Genomic DNA, 15,488 nt, shown 5'->3' on the forward strand with positions numbered 1-15,488 from the left:
CCCGTCATGCGTCGCTGGGGTACTGAACGTGTCGTTGGCCTGCATGACCCGAAGGTCAACGAACATCACCTGGAATCCACGGGCCTGCCGGCTGACAGTCGGTTGCGCCTGCTCAGTTTCAATATCCAGGTGGGTATCAGTACCGAGAAATACCGGCATTACCTGACCCGTGGCTGGCAGCACCTGCTGCCCCACAATGGGCGTGCCGGCAATCTGCAAAAGATCGGCGACCTGCTGGGTGACTTCGACCTGGTAGCCCTGCAGGAGGCCGATGGTGGCAGCCTGCGTTCCGGCTACATCAACCAGGTCGAGCACCTTGCCCAGCTCGGTGCCTTTCCCTACTGGTATCAACAACTCAATCGCAACCTCGGCAAACTCGGCCAGCACAGCAATGGTGTGCTCAGCCGTCTGAAACCGTGGGCGATCGAGGACCACCCGTTGCCTGGCCCGAAAGGCCGCGGTGCAATTCTCGTACGATTCGGCGAAGGGCCGGAAGCATTGGTCGTGGTGATGATGCACCTCGCGTTGGGGGCACGAACCCGCACCCTGCAGTTGGCCTACATCCGCGAGTTGATTGGCAACTACAAACACCAAGTGCTGATGGGGGACATGAACACCCACGCCAGCGACCTGCTACAGAATTCCCCGTTGCGCGACCTTGGGTTGCTGGCGCCGCAAGTCGAAGCCACCTTTCCCAGCTGGCGACCGCAACGTTGTCTTGATCACATCCTGCTCAGCCCGACCCTGACACTCGAAAGTGTGCAGGTACTGGCGCAGCCCATCTCCGATCACCTGCCCGTCGCGGTAGAGATTCGTCTGCCGGGTTCGCTCACGGCTGATGCATTGCCCGCGTTGAGCCCCGGCCCTCGCGGACCCCTTGCATGAGCGACGACGCCCAGCGTTGGAAAGAGAAATACCTTAAAAGCGTCGAGCAACAAGAAAAGCTCGAGCGTCGCTGGGCCGCCCGCCTCGACCTGCTGCGCCGAGGGCTGGTGCGCAGCACCCTGGCGGCAGAAGGGACCGACCGAGCGGTTGACCAATGCATGAAGGAAATGCGCGATGTGGTGCGCACCGACGACATGGACGCCGCCCTCGCTGCATTGCTGCCGCGCCTGGAAAAGGCCGTGCTGGATTCGGAGCAGCGCCGCGAAACCCGGGTTGACCAGATCGGCAGCGCGTTGACGGCCCTGGTCACTCAGTTGCAGAAACTGCCCTTGCCACGGGACGTGAGTCGCCCGCTGAAGGCTTTCGCCAAGCAGCTGGACGGTCGGGTTGGCCAGGCGCGGGAGATCCCGCTGTTGCTGAGCGAGCTGAGCGGCCTGCAGGGGCAGGCGTTGAGTAACCTGGAGCCGGAGGGCGAAACCAGCCGTTCGAGCCCGGGTCTGTTGCAGCGTCTGTTTGGCACCAAGGACGCAATCGACACGCCGGAGGTTGAAGCGCCCACGCCATCCCGCCCGGCTTCTCCGGCGCCTGCTGCGCCAAAGCCCAGCCCGGTGGGTGAAGTTGAAGCGCCGGCGCAATCGGCAGAACTGGCCCAGGCGCTGCGGGCTTTTGCACCGCAGCCGAAGGTCCCGGCCCCCATCGAGTCGCCCCCTGAGCCGGTATCGCCAGTAGAGGCTACCGACGCTGTCAGCGAAGCAGTGCCTGTTGTTCCGGCCGTCGCGGTCACAGCGCCTGTCGTCGAGGCACCCGCTACCATTATCGAAACGCCAGAACCCGAGCAACCGATCGAAGCGGAGGTTGAGCTCGAGAGTGCTCTTGCCGCCATGGTCGAGGTGCCAGAGGTGCAGGCCCGTGAGCTGGAGCGGACAGAGATCGGCAGTCTCTCCCTGCCCCCGGTCCTGGCCGATGAACCGCAAGAATCGCCCGAGCAGGCAGAACTGAACCCAGACGAGCTGCAAGCGGATCAAGCCTACGCCCTGCCCGACACCCCCGAGCCGTCTTACAGTTCGGTGGCCAAGCACATCGAAGATACCCTGCTCGGCTTACTGGAAGACCTCTCGCTGCCCGAGCGCCATCGGCCCCAGGCCGAAGCCATGCGTGAACGCCTGGCCCACGGATTGAACTGGTACGAATTGCTGCCGATCCTCGATGACCTGGCGGTGTTGATGCTGGCGATCACCGACAGCGGCCAGCACGAGTTTGAAGCCTACCTCAAGCAACTCAACGATCGTCTCGAGGCGTTCCAGGGGCACCTGCAGGTCGCCAGTGACGGCCACGCCGACAGCCGCTCGGCGGCCAGGGAACTGGATACCCAGATCCGCGAACAAGTGGATGGTTTGCAAACCAGCATGCAGGACGCCGCGGACCTCGACAGCCTCAAGCACGTGCTGGAGAGCCATCTCGAAGGGTTGCTGGGCACCATGGATGAACACCGCCACCAGCGTGACCAGCGCGAACAGGAAGTGGCTGCACGGCTCAAGGGCCTGGCCGAACGGGTCGCCAATATGGAGCAAGAGGCTCAGGGCTACCGTGAACACCTTGAGGTTCAGCGGCAAAAAGCCCTGATCGATCCGCTCACCGCACTACCCAACCGCGCGGCCTGGAGCGAGCGCCTGGAGCAGGAGGTCAACGCCTGGCACCAGCGTGGAAATAACCTGTCACTGGCCATGCTGGACCTCGATCACTTCAAGCGCATCAACGACGGCTATGGTCATCTGGCGGGCGACAAGGTGCTGAAAATCATCGCCACGGTGCTTCGCAAACGCCTGCGGCCGAACGACTTCATCGCGCGTTTTGGCGGTGAAGAGTTTGTACTGCTGATGCCCAACTCGTCGCTGTCCGATGCGTTGGCGGTGGGTGAAACCCTGCGTGCAGCCATCCAAGCCTGCCCGTTTCACTTCAAGGGCGAGCCGGTGACGATTACGGTGTCCATGGGCATGGCGCAGTTTCAGCCGGGAGAACGCAGTGACCTGGCGCTCAAGCGCGCTGACGAGGCGTTATATCGTGCCAAGGCGGCGGGGCGTAATCAGGTGCAGGCGGCCTGACCGGAAATGTTCCATTTTGTTTAAAACATCGCATTTGGCCGCCTGGCAGCAAACGGTACGTTACACTGTTGCATTATCGTCTTAAGCGTACTATTTGCTGCCATGAAACTTCTGTGTTCTGCCTTTCTGTTTCTCCTGCTCGCCGGTTGCGCGAGCGGCCCTCGCCTGGACACCAGTCATCCTTCGGTGAACCACGACAATCGTGTGCAGTTTGTCGTCGTGCACTACACCTCGGCGTCCCTTGAGCGCTCCCTGGCGCTGTTGACCCATGGCCAGGTCAGCAGTCATTACCTGATCGGTGATAACGCCTCGGCCACCATCTATAAGCTCGTGGATGAAAGCCAGCGCGCCTGGCATGCTGGAGAAAGTGAATGGATGGGCCGCACCTGGCTCAACTCCAGCTCCATCGGGATCGAGATCGTGAACCCGGGTTATCGGGATTTGCCGACGGGCCGCGTCTGGTATCCCTATTCCGAAGCGCAGGTGCAGTCGCTGGTGGTGCTGCTCAAGGACATCAGCAAACGCAACGGCATCGACCCGCGAAACATCATCGGCCATAGCGACATTGCCCCGCTGCGCAAGCTGGACCCGGGGCCGTTGTTCCCCTGGAAGCGCCTGGCGGATGAAGGGCTGGGCATGTGGCCGGACGCCAAGGCGGTGGCCCGTTACCAGGTGCAGTACGCAGCCGATCTGCCGAGCATTACCTGGTTCCAGGAAGAGTTGGCGAAGCTGGGCTATCCGACGCCGCAGACGGGCGAGCTGGATGTGGCGACGCGGCATGTGGTGGCCGCGTTCCAGATGCATTTCCGGGCGTCGCTGTTTGATGGGACGCCGGATGCCGAAAGTGCTGCGATCCTGCGGGCGTTGAATCACCAATAACGGTTGGCGCGTTGGTCCTACAGGGGCAACGCCATGTAGAACTGCGTCCCCTGCCCCGGCCGCGAATACACCCCCATGCGGCCACCGTGCAATTGCACGATCTCCTTGCACAGCGCCAGGCCCAGCCCGGCGCCGCCTTTCTTGCGGCCTACCTGCACAAACGGTTCGAAGATTCGTCCCTGCTGGCCGTAGGCAATGCCTTCACCGTTGTCTTCAACGCTGACAATCACCCGTTCGCCATGACGACGCGCCTGCAAGCGGATCTGCCCACCGTCGGCTGTGTGCCGCAGGGCATTGCCCAGCAAATTGTCGAGCACCCTTTCCAGCTGCGCTCGATCGGCATGCAACCTCGGTAGCGGGGATTGTTCCTCAACCAGCAGCTCGATGTTCTGTGCATTCGCCTGCTCCGCGAAGCGGGCGCGGGCATGTTCGAGCAGGTCGCTGATGTCACACGGGCCCAGGGTGAGTTTCTGCAAGCCATTCTGGTAGCGCGAGAAGTTGAGCAAGTCGTTGATCAACTGCATCAGGCGCTGCATTTCCTCGTTGACCGTATCCAGCAGGTCCGCTTCGCGCGACTCCGCAGGAAACTTCGCCCGTTCCCGGAACAAGCCGAAGGCCATGTGCATGCCCGTCACCGGCGTGCGTAATTCATGGGACGCGCGCAATACAAACTCACTGCGCACTCGTTCAAAGGCACGCTGTTCGGTAACGTCATGCAGCACCATCACCGCGCCCAGAATGTGCCCCTGGGTATGGCTGACCGGCGTCAGGCTGTACGTCAGCAGGCGCAGCTCACCCTCAACCTCTACTTCCAGGTCTTCAGGTGCGCGCTCCAGGTTGCCGCCGCGCAGTACCAGCTGCAGCTGTTCATCCAGTTCCGGGCGGCCCAGGGCGTCGCCAAGGCCTTGGCCCAGGCGATTCTCGTCCCAGCCGAGTTGACGTTGTGCCACCGGGTTAAGGTGTTCCAGGCGACCCTGGCGGTCGATCATCAGCAGGCCGTCGTCGATGCTGTCGAGCACCGCTTGCAGGCGTTGCTGCCCGGCGAGTAGCTCGTCGACATTGGTTGCCTGATGCTGGCGCAACGCCTCGGCCATGATGCCGAAGCGTCGGGTCAGCAGGTTCATTTCCGCTGCGGATGAAATGGGCAGCGTGACTTCGAAGTTGCCCTGGCCGATCTTGTCGGCGGCCTTGGCCAGCGCTTCGATCGGCCCGCCAAAGCGTCGGGCGATACCGTGGGCGGTAACGAAACCGATGATCAGCACGGCCAGCCCGACCAGGCCCAGCAGGCCGGCAATCAGCAGCGCACGTTCACGGGACTTGTGTTCGGTATCGTTGATGTTATCCAGGGCTTTCTTGTGCTCGGCGATCAGGCCGTTGCGCAGGATGTTGAAGCGTTTGGTCAGCTCGTCGTTGTTGCGCAGTTGCGGCGGAGCATTCTCCTTTTCATCGAACGCCTCGAGAAAGCTCAGGTAATTGGTCTTGGCCTGGGTAAAACCGCTGGTTACCGCATCCTTTTGTTCGTGGTCGATACCTTGCTGCAACAGGGCGAAATAGCGTTGCTTGGAGTCTTCCAGCGCAGCGGTATTCGGCTGTTCATTGAGCATGATCATCAACTGGTCGCCGAGGGTCTGCCGAAGCTTGAGCCCCAGGTCCAATGTGATGAAGTTGCTGCGAATCAACGATTCCTGGGTCTTGGCCATTTGCATGACGCTCACCAGCCCCAGCAGCAACCCCAACAGGGCGACGGTGATCAGCGCGGAAATACTCAGGAACAACCGAGTGCGCAGGGTCATCGCAAGCTTCATAGGCTACAGCTCACAGGTTGTATTGTTTGCGTTTGCGATACAGCGTCGACGCATCAATGCCAAGGGTTCGGGCCGCCTGGTCCAGGGTGTCGCTGGTGGCCAGCACGGCGCCGATATGCGCCTTTTCCAGTTCATCCAGGCTCAACGCCGCACCGATACGCGGGGCATTGTTGGTCGGCTGCTCGGCCATGCCGAGGTGGCTGATCTCAACTTTTTCCTGCGGGCAAATGATGCTGGCCCGCTCAACCACGTTGCGCAGCTCACGGATGTTCCCCGGCCAGCGGTAGTTGAGCAGTGCCTCACGGGCTTCATCGCTGAAGCCGCGTGCCGGCCGCGCATATTCCTTCACGAAGCGCGCCAGGAAGCGGTCGGCCAGGGTCAGGATGTCTTCGCTGCGTTCGCGCAGGGGCGGCAGGTGCAAGGTGATGACATTCAGGCGATACAGCAGGTCTTCGCGGAAACGGCCGTCGCGAACCATGTCTTCCAGGTTCAGGTTGGTTGCGGCGAGGATTCGCACATCGGCACGGCGCGTCACCGGGTCGCCGACGCGCTCGTATTCCTTGTCCTGGATAAAGCGCAGCAACTTGGGTTGTAAAGTAAGCGGAAAGTCGCCGATCTCGTCGAGAAACAAGGTGCCGCCATCGGCCTGGTTGACGCGGCCGAGGGTGCTTTCGCTGGCGCCGGTAAACGCACCACGGCTATGACCGAACAACTCGCTTTCCATCAGTTCCGCCGTCAGCGATGGGCAGTTGATGGTGACGCAGGATTTTTTCGCGCGTTTGCTCCAACCGTGGATCGCCCGGGCCAGTTCACCTTTACCGGTGCCGGACTCGCCGAGAATCAGGATGTTGGCATCAGTGCCCGCCACCTGGCGTGCGGTTTCCAGCACCACCATCATCGCCGGGCTATGGGAGTCGAGGCCGTCCTTGGGTTGACGCACTGCGCCTTCCAGGGCTTCCAGGCGTGCCGAGAGCTGGCGCACTTCCAGCTGCTTGGCCGTGGCCAGGCGCAATTGGTCGGGGCTGCAAGGCTTTACCAGGTAGTCGGCCGCGCCGGCCTGGATCGCATCCACGGCGGTGTCGACGGCCGAGTGGGCCGTGACGATCACCACGCGCATCCACGGCGCCTGGATACGCATTTGCGCCAGTACATCCAGGCCGTTGTCTTCGCCCAGGCGCAGGTCCAGGAAGCACAGGTCAAACACCTGGCGTTGCAACAAGGCATCGGCCTGGGCGGCGCTGTTGGCGGTGGCTACGGTGTAGCCTTCATCTTCCAGGCAGTAACGGAAGGTGCGAAGGATCGCGGATTCGTCATCCACTAAAAGAATGCGGCCTTGAAGTTCCTTGGCTGATTCCATCTGTCCCGCGCTCCCTTAAGAATGAATGATGTTATTTAGTCCCGGAATAATCGGGCAAGTTGCATGGTTTATTCTGATTGATTAAAGCCGTCACCGCGCAGCTATCTGCGCTTCTTCTTACAAAGACGTCCACAAGAGGCGTTTTTGTCTCCCTCTTGCCACTTCGGCAGTCGAACGTTGCCTTCCTATCCCTTGATCCGACCAGTGACCATCGTGCATTTCGCACGGCAAGGATAGGGGCATCGTGCAGGATGCTCGTGGTGTCAAAGCGCTTTTGTTTTTAACTTGTTGATTTTATTGGATTTTATTTTGTTAAAAAACTGGCACGCAGGCTGCAATACAGCTCATACGAGTTTCATCTACGAATAATCAGAATGCGGGAGAGATACAGCATGACTCGCCAAAGCCTGACCCAACTGCGTGTATCGCCACTGCGCCTGCAACAGGGGCTGTTTGCCAGCCTGGCCCTGATGGTGACCTTGATTGGGGGTCAGCAATTGGCGCATTGGCAGCAGAGTCAGCAGCAAGTCGTGCAGTTTGAACGTCCGATGATGACCCAGACCCATTTCCGCTCCGTCGGCAGCACTGCCGCCGATGTGACAACCCCGCAATTGGCGGCGGTTGAACAGGACTCCACCCTCGGCGACCTACCATCGCAGGAACGCTGGGTGTTCTAGGCAATACACGGTCCTCGAATCGAGCGACCGCAGGCACTACCGCTGTTACCCCTAAAAGAAGCGTAAGGAGAATCACCATGTTGAGTTGGGCAATCACATTTCTGATCATCGCCATTGTGGCTGCAGTCCTGGGCTTCGGTGGTATCGCGGGCACCGCTACGGGTATCGCCAAGATTCTGTTTGTGGTCTTCCTGGTGATGTTCATCGCTTCCTTCTTCTTTGGCCGTCGTGGTCGAGGCTAAGCATGTTCAACTCGTCCCTTAAAGCCCTGGCTGCCGCCCTGTTGTTGGGCGGCAGCGGCTTGGTGCTGGCTGCCAATGATGGCCAGTCCCGAGCCAACGAACTGCTGAGTGCGGACCCGCAGTACCGCGAGACCTGGCAGAGCGTGGTCAAGAAGGAAGAGCGCCTGCCTGAATGGGTGATGAACCTTTCGGGTAGCGCTGAACAGATGAATGCCGTTGAAGAGGATGGTGACAAGTACTTGGTCGGGCCGCTCTGTGAAACCGCAGACACATGCCTGAACAAGCGCCTGATCGTCGCTTTCAGCTTCGACAAGGAAGATGCTTACGCGATGTTGGTAGAAGTCCCGGCGGGCTTGCCCGCGGACAAATCGCCAACGCGGCACGCCGACTACCGTTTTCTCGGCAAGCCGGACGAAGGCATGCAAAAGCTGCTGATGGAACAGCTCAAGAAAGATCCGAATTGGTACTAGGTTCGGTCTGACGACGCTGTCGTCTACCGGCTTAACGTCCATAGAAAGAAGCGCCGTGCTTCTTTCTGTTTGCATCGCCCGACAAGGGTGGTGCATGACCAAGGGGCCGGGTTGCTCTGATCGTTTGGATCGGCGTGACCTACGGGGACAGGGAGTGCCTGCGCAAGGGCCGGGTCAGGTGAAAAGCTGCGACGCAAGTTCCCAAGCCGATGGTTTGTGGAACTTGCGACGGGCTTGCGGCTCCTATGCCCGCTTCTGTCATGCCGCCCATAGCGGCAATTCTCCTTTTTGCGTCCGCCCAACCATTTCTTGGTGTTTCCGCGTGACCATCTATCGAGAAAGTTTGTCTCCTGCCAGACGAGTTTTTCGATGGTATGCGTAGGAATTTTCAGGGGTTTTCAACCGCGACCGTAGATTTTCAAAAAACCCTGCGCGAGCCTGAAATGGCCGGTTCGCGGCATTTATGCCTGCCGAAATGTCGTATTCGAACTGACCGTTCAGACAGAAAAACTCAAAAAACTCATGCCGATTCGGCATAGGGTAGGCGTTTACGGCATTAGACGTCGCCTCCTTGCATCGGAATAGTTGCGCCTTTTTTCGCCTGCCAGTGAGCCATATCGGCCAACTGCGGTGACCTTCTACGGGGGCAGATGCACACACTTTTTCGCTCTCGAGCGTTCCAGCTGCTGGCGCATCTGCCTGAGTCCACTTGAAGTAAGGGTAATGACATGAAGAAGGCAAAGCTAAGCCTCGCCTGGCAGATCCTCATCGGTCTGGTGCTGGGGATTGCAATCGGTGCGGTGCTTAACCATTTCAGTGCTGAAAAGACCTGGTGGATCAGCAACGTGTTGCAGCCCGCTGGCGATATCTTTATCCGCCTGATCAAGATGATCGTTATCCCGATCGTGATTTCGTCGCTGATTGTCGGAATCGCCGGTGTTGGCGATGCGAAAAAGCTCGGCCGGATCGGCGTTAAAACCATCCTTTACTTCGAAGTGGTCACCACCATTGCCATTGTGGTCGGCCTGTTGCTGGCCAACCTGTTCCATCCGGGTACCGGCATCGACATGAGTACCCTGGGTACCGTCGACATTTCCAAATACACGGCCACCGCCGCCGAGGTCCAGCACGAGCACGCGTTCATCGAGACGATCCTCAACCTGATCCCGTCGAATATCTTCGCCGCCGTGGCCCGTGGCGACATGCTGCCGATCATCTTCTTCTCGGTGTTGTTCGGCCTCGGCTTGTCGAGCCTCAAGCCTGAATTGCGCGAGCCCCTGGTGACCATGTTCCAGGGCGTGTCCGAGAGCATGTTCAAAGTCACCCACATGATCATGAAATACGCCCCGATCGGTGTATTTGCCCTGATCGCGGTGACCGTCGCCAACTTCGGCTTCGCCTCGCTGCTGCCGCTGGCCAAGCTGGTGATCCTGGTTTACGTCGCCATCCTGTTCTTTGCTTTTGTGGTGCTGGGCCTGATCGCCCGCCTGTTCGGTTTCTCGGTGATCAAGCTGATGCGCATCTTCAAGGATGAGCTGGTGCTGGCCTACTCCACTGCCAGCTCTGAAACCGTGCTGCCGCGTGTGATCGAGAAGATGGAAGCCTACGGCGCGCCGAAGGCGATCTGCAGCTTCGTGGTACCGACCGGCTACTCGTTCAACCTCGACGGTTCGACCCTGTACCAGAGCATCGCGGCGATCTTTATCGCCCAGCTGTATGGCATCGACCTGTCGATTGGCCAGCAACTGATGCTGGTGCTGACCCTGATGGTCACCTCCAAAGGCATCGCCGGCGTACCGGGTGTGTCGTTCGTGGTACTGCTGGCGACCCTGGGCAGCGTTGGCATTCCGCTGGAAGGCCTGGCGTTCATCGCCGGTGTCGACCGCATCATGGACATGGCCCGTACCGCACTGAACGTGATCGGTAACGCCCTGGCCGTACTGGTCATCTCCCGTTGGGAAGGCATGTACGACGATGCCAAGGGCGAGCGCTACTGGAACTCCCTGCCGCACTGGCGCACCAAACAAGCACTGCCGGCCGGCGAGACTACTCGCGGCTGACCGCCAGGACTGGCTCCTACACAAACCCCGGAAAATCCGGGGTTTGTCGTTTCTGCCAGCCCCGCTATCATTCGCCCCATCTTTCGGGGGATTCAACTGATGCTCAATGGCCTGTGGCTTGGCTTCTTTATCGTGGCGATGGTGTCTGCGCTGGCGCAATGGCTGATCGGCGGGAATGCCGGGATCTTTGCGGCCATGGTGGAAAGCATTTTCGCCATGGCCAAGCTGTCGGTCGAGGTGATGGTGTTGCTGTTCGGCACCCTGACCTTGTGGCTGGGCTTCCTGCGTATCGCCGAGAAAGCCGGGATCGTCGACTGGCTGGCCAAGGCCCTGGGGCCGCTGTTCCGGCGCCTGATGCCGGAAGTGCCTGCCGGTCATCCGGCCATCGGCTTGATCACGCTCAACTTCGCCGCCAACGGCCTGGGCCTCGATAACGCCGCTACGCCCATCGGCCTCAAGGCCATGAAGGCGCTGCAAGAGCTCAACCCTATCCCCAATACCGCCAGCAACGCGCAGATCCTGTTTCTGGTACTCAACGCGTCTTCCCTGACCCTGCTGCCGGTCACCATCTTCATGTACCGCGCCCAGCAAGGTGCGGCGGACCCGACGCTGGTGTTCCTGCCGATCCTGCTGGCCACCAGCGCCTCGACCCTGGTGGGCCTGTTGTCGGTGGCGGTGATGCAACGCCTGCGGCTGTGGGACCCGGTGGTGCTGGCGTATCTGATTCCGGGTGCGCTGGTACTGGGTGGCTTCATGGCCTTGCTGGCGACGCTCTCAGCCACGGCGCTGGCGGGGCTGTCGTCGATCCTCGGCAACCTCACGCTGTTCGGGTTGATCATGTTGTTCCTGGTGATCGGCGCGCTGCGCAAGGTGAAGGTCTACGAAGCGTTTGTCGAAGGTGCCAAAGAGGGCTTCGACGTTGCCAAGAACCTGCTGCCGTACCTGGTGGCGATGCTGTGTGCAGTGGGCGTGTTGCGGGCGTCCGGCGCGCTGGATTTCGGCCTGGAAGGCATTCGCCACGTGGTGGCCTGGACCGGCATGGACACGCGCTTTGTCGATGCGCTGCCGACCGCGATGGTCAAGCCGTTCTCCGGCAGTGCGGCGCGGGCGATGTTGATTGAGACCATGCAGACCCAGGGCGTGGACAGCTTCCCGGCGCTGGTGGCGGCGACGATTCAGGGCAGCACCGAGACCACGTTCTATGTGTTGGCGGTGTACTTTGGCTCGGTGGGAATCCAGCGGGCACGGCATGCGGTGGGGTGTGCGTTGTTGGCGGAGTTTGCTGGTGTGGTGGCGGCGATTGCGGTGTGCTACTGGTTCTTCGGCTAAGACCTGAATCCCTGTGGCGAGGGAGCTTGCTCTCGTTGGGCCGCGAAGCGGCCCCAGTCAGTTATCTCAGGTGTGTCAGTCAAAGCTCATTGACTGGTTTTGGGGCTGCTGCGCAGCCCAACGGGAGCAAGCTCCCTCGCCACAAAAGCGCGGTTTCCCAGGCCGACGGCCCAATCCACCACCTGCCTGTTCAGCGCATCCCCAGCCTGACCAAACCCGGCCACCACCGCCGGCACCTTGGTATCCCCCACCGGCTGCCTCACCTCGAACCGCTTGCTGGCAATAATCCGTTGATCACTGCCGCGCACCAACCGTGCGTCCAGCCGTATCACCACTTCAACTGCGCTGCCGCGATACTCACTCTGAAACGCCTGCAACTGCCCGCCCAACTCAAAGTCCGCCTGCAGATTGGTCTCATCGGTACTGAGCAACGTCACCCGCCCATCCCGCTGGAACCCGTCCAACAACCGGTTACGCAACAGCACCGGTGCCGGATCGCTCCAGCGGGAATTCGCATAGCTGCTGATCAGGTCGCCATTAGGCACCACGGCAATCCGCGGGCTGTCGAGGAATTCGCTGGTCTGCGGCTTCGCCACCCGCAGCGACCAGGCCACCGGGCTGGCCTGCGTGGCGGCCTGCGCCGATGGCAACCGGTATACGTCCGAGGGATCCGCCTTCGGCAGGATGGAACACGCACTGACCAATACCAGCGCAACGGGGGCGATCATTTGGTACGCACGCTTCATGGCGTGAACTCCTTGTTCTTGTCGCTGCCCAGCAGGTAACCGCTGGGGTTGGCTTCCAGGCGGCGGGAAATGGCGCGCAACGAACCCAGGGTTTCGCGCAGCTCGCGCACTGCTGGCGCCAGTTCGTTGAGACCCTGCATGCCGCTGTTCAGGGAATCCTTGTTGTTGGTCAGCAAGGTGTCGATCGTGGCCGTGCTCTGTTGAAGGGACTGCATGGCCTTCTCGGCGCTGCCAAACACCTGCTTGCCCTGGTCGTTGAGCAAACCGTTGGCGTTGCGCATCAACGCGGTGGTTTGCTCCAGGGTGGCGCTGGCCTGTTTGCTCACCTGCATCAATTGCTGCATCACCACCTTGATGTCGCCGCGCTGATCGGCAATCGCGCCGGTGGTCTGTTGCAGGTTGTCCAGGGTATTGCTGAGGCGGTCGACGTTCTCCCGGGAGAACATGTGATTGGCGTTGTGCAGCAGCAAGTTGATGCTGGTCATTAGGTCGTTGCTGTTGTTCAGCAGTCGCGCGATCGGCGATGGCGACGCAATGATTTCCGGCAGGTTGCCGTCCTTGCCCTTGAGCTCAGGGCTTTGGGGCGTACCGCCGCTGAGCTGGATGATCGAGGTGCCAGTGATGCCGGTCAGGGCCAGCTTGGCCTGGGTGTCTTCCTTGATCGGCGTCTGCCCGGCCAGGCGGATGCGCGCCAGCACCCGGCGCGGGTCTTTCGGGTCGAGGCGCAGGCTGGTGACGTCGCCCACCTTGATCCCGCTGTACTGCACGGCACTGCCTTGGGACAGTCCGCTGACCGCCTCGTTGAACACCACTTCGTAATCCTGGAATGCGCTGTCGACGCTGGACTTGGCCAGCCACAGGCCAAACAGCATGGCGCCGACCACGACGATCACGCTGAACAGACCGATCATCACATGATGGGCTCGGGTTTCCATGTCATACCTCGTTGAGCAGTTGAGCGGCATCCAATGCCGCGCGGCCCCGTGGGCCATGGAAGTATTCGTGAATCCAGGCCTCGTCGGTTTCCGAGACGACATCGATGGCATCCGCCACCAGTACCTTTTTCTGCGCTAACACCGCTACACGGTCGGTGATGGTGTACAGCGTGTCGAGGTCGTGGGTGACCAGGAACACGCTCAGGCCCAGCGCATCGCGCAGGGTCAGGATCAGTTGATCGAAGGCGGCGGCGCCGATCGGGTCGAGGCCGGCGGTGGGTTCGTCGAGAAACAGGATGTCCGGGTCCAGCGCCAGGGCACGGGCCAGGGCCGCGCGCTTGATCATGCCGCCGGAGAGTGACGAGGGGTATTTGTCGGCGGCCGACAGCGGCAGCCCGGCCAACGCCAGCTTTACTGCCGCCAGGTGCTCGGCATCGGGACGGCTGAGGCCGGCATGCTCTATCAGTGGCAACGCAACGTTCTCGGTGACCGTCAGCGAGGAAAACAGCGCGCCCTTCTGGAACAGCACGCCGAAGCGCCGCTCCACCAGTGACCGCTCGTGTTCCGACAGGCTCGGCAAGTTCTGCCCGAACACCCGCACCTGGCCTTCGCTGGGCTGGCGCAAACCGATGATGCTGCGCAGCAGCACCGACTTGCCGCTGCCGGAGCCACCGACGACGGCGAGGATTTCACCCTTGTACAAGTCCAGGTCGAGGTTCTCGTGCACGCTTTGCGAACCAAACCGGTTGCACAGCCCGCGGACTTCGATCACCGCCTCAGTGGGCGCACGGCGCAGACGACTCACCAGCCCATCTCCATGAAAAACAGTGCGGCGACCGCATCCAGCACGATCACCACGAAAATCGATTGCACCACACTGGAGGTGGTGTGGGCGCCGACGGACTCGGCGCTGCCGCTGACCTTGAAACCTTCGAGGCAGCCGATGGCCGCGATAAGGAACGCGAAGATCGGCGCCTTGACCATGCCGACTAGGAAGTGCTGCACGCCAATGTCCGATTGCAGCAGCGACAGGAACATTGCCGGCGAAATATCCAGGGCCACGGCACACACCACACCGCCGCCGATAATGCCCGAGAGCATTGCCAGGAACGTCAGCATCGGCAGCGCCACCAGCAATGCCAGTACGCGGGGCAGCACCAGCAACTCCATCGGGTCGAGGCCCAGGGTGCGGATCGCATCGATCTCTTCGTTGGCCTTCATCGAGCCGATTTGTGCGGTGAAGGCACTGGCGGTGCGGCCCGCCATCAGGATCGCGGTGAGCAACACGCCGAACTCCCGCAGGAAGGAGAACGCCACCAGGTCCACGGTGAAAATGCTCGCGCCAAAACTGGCCAGCACCGTGGCACCGAGAAACGCCACCACTGCGCCCACCAGGAAGGTCAGCAAGGCCACGATGGGGGCCGCGTCGAGGCCGGTTTGTTCGATATGCGCAACCATTGGCGTCACGCGCCAGCGCTTGGGCCGGAATACGCCACGGGCGAAGGTTTCGAGGATCAGGCCGATAAAGCCCAGCAGTTTCATGCCGTCTTGCCAGACGGTGTAGACCGCGCCGCCGATGCGCGCCAGCAACATGATGCCGGCGGCTTCTTCCGGTTCCTTGACCGGCACACAGAAGTCGTTCAGAGAGCGGTAGACGGTTTTCAGTAACGCGCGGTCGGCGGTCGAGAGGCTGCAGTCGGTCTGTTCGGCGGACTGTTCGATGCGCTCGGGGCCGAGCAATTCCACCAGCAGCGAGGCGCCGGCCGTGTCCAGGGCGCCGAGGCCGTTAAGGTCGATACGTGCGCCAGCGTCGTACTGGCCGTCGAGCTTTTCCGACAGCTTCTTCAGGTTGGCATAGTGGGCAAGCGTCCAATCCCCTGTAATCCTCAGCAATGGAGGCTGGGTGGACGTGTCCAGATGGGCTGCACCGGCCGTTGTGCTACTGGTCATAAGCTCCGAGCTTGTTTGGCTATTCCAGAATTCCTACGTAATAGCACGATC

At 61.0% G+C, this 15,488-nt stretch carries 14 protein-coding genes; 8 read left to right on the forward strand and 6 right to left on the reverse strand.

The window, feature by feature from the left end; translation table 11 throughout:
* Nucleotides 1-6 precede the first annotated feature (6 nt).
* The 3 genes from HX786_RS03090 (at nt 7) to HX786_RS03100 (ending at nt 3,866) form a co-directional block, all read left to right on the forward strand.
* Nucleotides 7-885, forward strand: coding sequence for an endonuclease/exonuclease/phosphatase family protein (locus tag HX786_RS03090; RefSeq protein ID WP_003214803.1), 879 nt, complete (start codon nt 7-9; stop codon nt 883-885).
* Nucleotides 882-2,987: a GGDEF domain-containing protein gene (locus HX786_RS03095; RefSeq protein WP_178911706.1), complete on the forward strand. Its 2,106-nt coding sequence runs from the start codon at nt 882-884 to the stop codon at nt 2,985-2,987. Before HX786_RS03090 ends, HX786_RS03095 begins: the two co-directional genes overlap by 4 nt.
* A 102-nt stretch (nt 2,988-3,089) precedes the next feature.
* The gene (locus HX786_RS03100) at nt 3,090-3,866 is read left to right on the forward strand and encodes an N-acetylmuramoyl-L-alanine amidase (protein WP_178911707.1); all 777 of its coding nucleotides are present in this window, start codon (nt 3,090-3,092) and stop codon (nt 3,864-3,866) included.
* Between the two features lie 17 nt (nt 3,867-3,883).
* On the opposite strand, the gene HX786_RS03105 is transcribed toward HX786_RS03100, so the two are convergent.
* Both HX786_RS03105 and algB read right to left on the reverse strand, forming a co-directional pair.
* Nucleotides 3,884-5,671, reverse strand: coding sequence for a KinB sensor domain-containing domain (locus HX786_RS03105; RefSeq protein WP_008439641.1), 1,788 nt, complete (start codon nt 5,669-5,671; stop codon nt 3,884-3,886).
* A gap of 10 nt (nt 5,672-5,681) precedes the next feature.
* The gene (gene algB, locus HX786_RS03110) at nt 5,682-7,028 is read right to left on the reverse strand and encodes a sigma-54-dependent response regulator transcription factor AlgB (RefSeq protein ID WP_003214793.1); all 1,347 of its coding nucleotides are present in this window, start codon (nt 7,026-7,028) and stop codon (nt 5,682-5,684) included.
* Nucleotides 7,029-7,420: 392 nt separating this feature from the next.
* Between algB and HX786_RS03115 the strand changes: the two genes are divergently transcribed.
* The 5 genes from HX786_RS03115 to HX786_RS03135 all read left to right on the forward strand — a co-directional run bounded on the left by HX786_RS03115 (nt 7,421) and on the right by HX786_RS03135 (nt 11,806).
* Nucleotides 7,421-7,705 (forward strand): hypothetical protein, encoded by a 285-nt coding sequence (locus HX786_RS03115; RefSeq protein ID WP_087694545.1) that lies wholly within the window; start codon nt 7,421-7,423, stop codon nt 7,703-7,705.
* Between the two features lie 77 nt (nt 7,706-7,782).
* A complete protein-coding gene (locus HX786_RS03120; protein ID WP_003170804.1) occupies nt 7,783-7,947 on the forward strand; it encodes a DUF1328 domain-containing protein in 165 nt (54 codons plus the stop codon).
* A 2-nt stretch (nt 7,948-7,949) separates the two neighbouring features.
* Nucleotides 7,950-8,417: an inhibitor of vertebrate lysozyme family protein gene (locus HX786_RS03125; protein WP_008439644.1), complete on the forward strand. Its 468-nt coding sequence runs from the start codon at nt 7,950-7,952 to the stop codon at nt 8,415-8,417.
* Nucleotides 8,418-9,145: 728 nt separating this feature from the next.
* On the forward strand, nt 9,146-10,477 hold the full coding sequence (gltP, locus tag HX786_RS03130; RefSeq protein WP_178911708.1) for a glutamate/aspartate:proton symporter GltP: 1,332 nt from the start codon (nt 9,146-9,148) through the stop codon (nt 10,475-10,477).
* Between the two features lie 99 nt (nt 10,478-10,576).
* A complete protein-coding gene (locus tag HX786_RS03135) occupies nt 10,577-11,806 on the forward strand; it encodes a nucleoside recognition domain-containing protein (RefSeq protein WP_003214785.1) in 1,230 nt (409 codons plus the stop codon).
* An 86-nt stretch (nt 11,807-11,892) separates the two neighbouring features.
* On the opposite strand, the gene HX786_RS03140 is transcribed toward HX786_RS03135, so the two are convergent.
* The 4 genes from HX786_RS03140 to HX786_RS03155 are packed head-to-tail and all read right to left on the reverse strand — an operon-like array spanning nt 11,893 to nt 15,437.
* Complete coding sequence (locus tag HX786_RS03140; RefSeq protein ID WP_003214782.1) at nt 11,893-12,552, reverse strand: ABC-type transport auxiliary lipoprotein family protein; 660 nt, start codon at nt 12,550-12,552, stop codon at nt 11,893-11,895.
* On the reverse strand, nt 12,549-13,487 hold the full coding sequence (locus HX786_RS03145; protein ID WP_008439646.1) for an MlaD family protein: 939 nt from the start codon (nt 13,485-13,487) through the stop codon (nt 12,549-12,551). The genes HX786_RS03140 and HX786_RS03145 overlap by 4 nt, the downstream gene beginning before the upstream one ends.
* A 1-nt stretch (nt 13,488) precedes the next feature.
* Complete coding sequence (locus tag HX786_RS03150) at nt 13,489-14,292, reverse strand: ATP-binding cassette domain-containing protein (protein WP_178911709.1); 804 nt, start codon at nt 14,290-14,292, stop codon at nt 13,489-13,491.
* Nucleotides 14,289-15,437 (reverse strand): ABC transporter permease, encoded by a 1,149-nt coding sequence (locus tag HX786_RS03155; protein WP_032899919.1) that lies wholly within the window; start codon nt 15,435-15,437, stop codon nt 14,289-14,291. The genes HX786_RS03150 and HX786_RS03155 overlap by 4 nt, the downstream gene beginning before the upstream one ends.
* Nucleotides 15,438-15,488 lie beyond the last annotated feature (51 nt).

The sequence above is a fragment of the Pseudomonas sp. 21615526 genome (assembly GCF_013386245.1).
Classification (GTDB): Bacteria; Pseudomonadota; Gammaproteobacteria; order Pseudomonadales; family Pseudomonadaceae; genus Aquipseudomonas.

Excerpts from the sequence above, each read along its gene's own strand:
- HX786_RS03090 (WP_003214803.1), top strand. The coding sequence starts at position 7 with ATGCGTCGCTGGGGTACTGAACGTGTCGTTGGCCTGCATGACCCGAAG.
- HX786_RS03095 (WP_178911706.1), top strand. The coding sequence starts at position 882 with ATGAGCGACGACGCCCAGCGTTGGAAAGAGAAATACCTTAAAAGCGTC.
- HX786_RS03100 (WP_178911707.1), top strand. The coding sequence starts at position 3,090 with ATGAAACTTCTGTGTTCTGCCTTTCTGTTTCTCCTGCTCGCCGGTTGC.
- HX786_RS03105 (WP_008439641.1), bottom strand. The coding sequence starts at position 5,671 with ATGAAGCTTGCGATGACCCTGCGCACTCGGTTGTTCCTGAGTATTTCC.
- algB (WP_003214793.1), bottom strand. The coding sequence starts at position 7,028 with ATGGAATCAGCCAAGGAACTTCAAGGCCGCATTCTTTTAGTGGATGAC.
- HX786_RS03115 (WP_087694545.1), top strand. The coding sequence starts at position 7,421 with ATGACTCGCCAAAGCCTGACCCAACTGCGTGTATCGCCACTGCGCCTG.
- HX786_RS03120 (WP_003170804.1), top strand. The coding sequence starts at position 7,783 with ATGTTGAGTTGGGCAATCACATTTCTGATCATCGCCATTGTGGCTGCA.
- HX786_RS03125 (WP_008439644.1), top strand. The coding sequence starts at position 7,950 with ATGTTCAACTCGTCCCTTAAAGCCCTGGCTGCCGCCCTGTTGTTGGGC.
- gltP (WP_178911708.1), top strand. The coding sequence starts at position 9,146 with ATGAAGAAGGCAAAGCTAAGCCTCGCCTGGCAGATCCTCATCGGTCTG.
- HX786_RS03135 (WP_003214785.1), top strand. The coding sequence starts at position 10,577 with ATGCTCAATGGCCTGTGGCTTGGCTTCTTTATCGTGGCGATGGTGTCT.
- HX786_RS03140 (WP_003214782.1), bottom strand. The coding sequence starts at position 12,552 with ATGAAGCGTGCGTACCAAATGATCGCCCCCGTTGCGCTGGTATTGGTC.
- HX786_RS03145 (WP_008439646.1), bottom strand. The coding sequence starts at position 13,487 with ATGGAAACCCGAGCCCATCATGTGATGATCGGTCTGTTCAGCGTGATC.
- HX786_RS03155 (WP_032899919.1), bottom strand. The coding sequence starts at position 15,437 with ATGACCAGTAGCACAACGGCCGGTGCAGCCCATCTGGACACGTCCACC.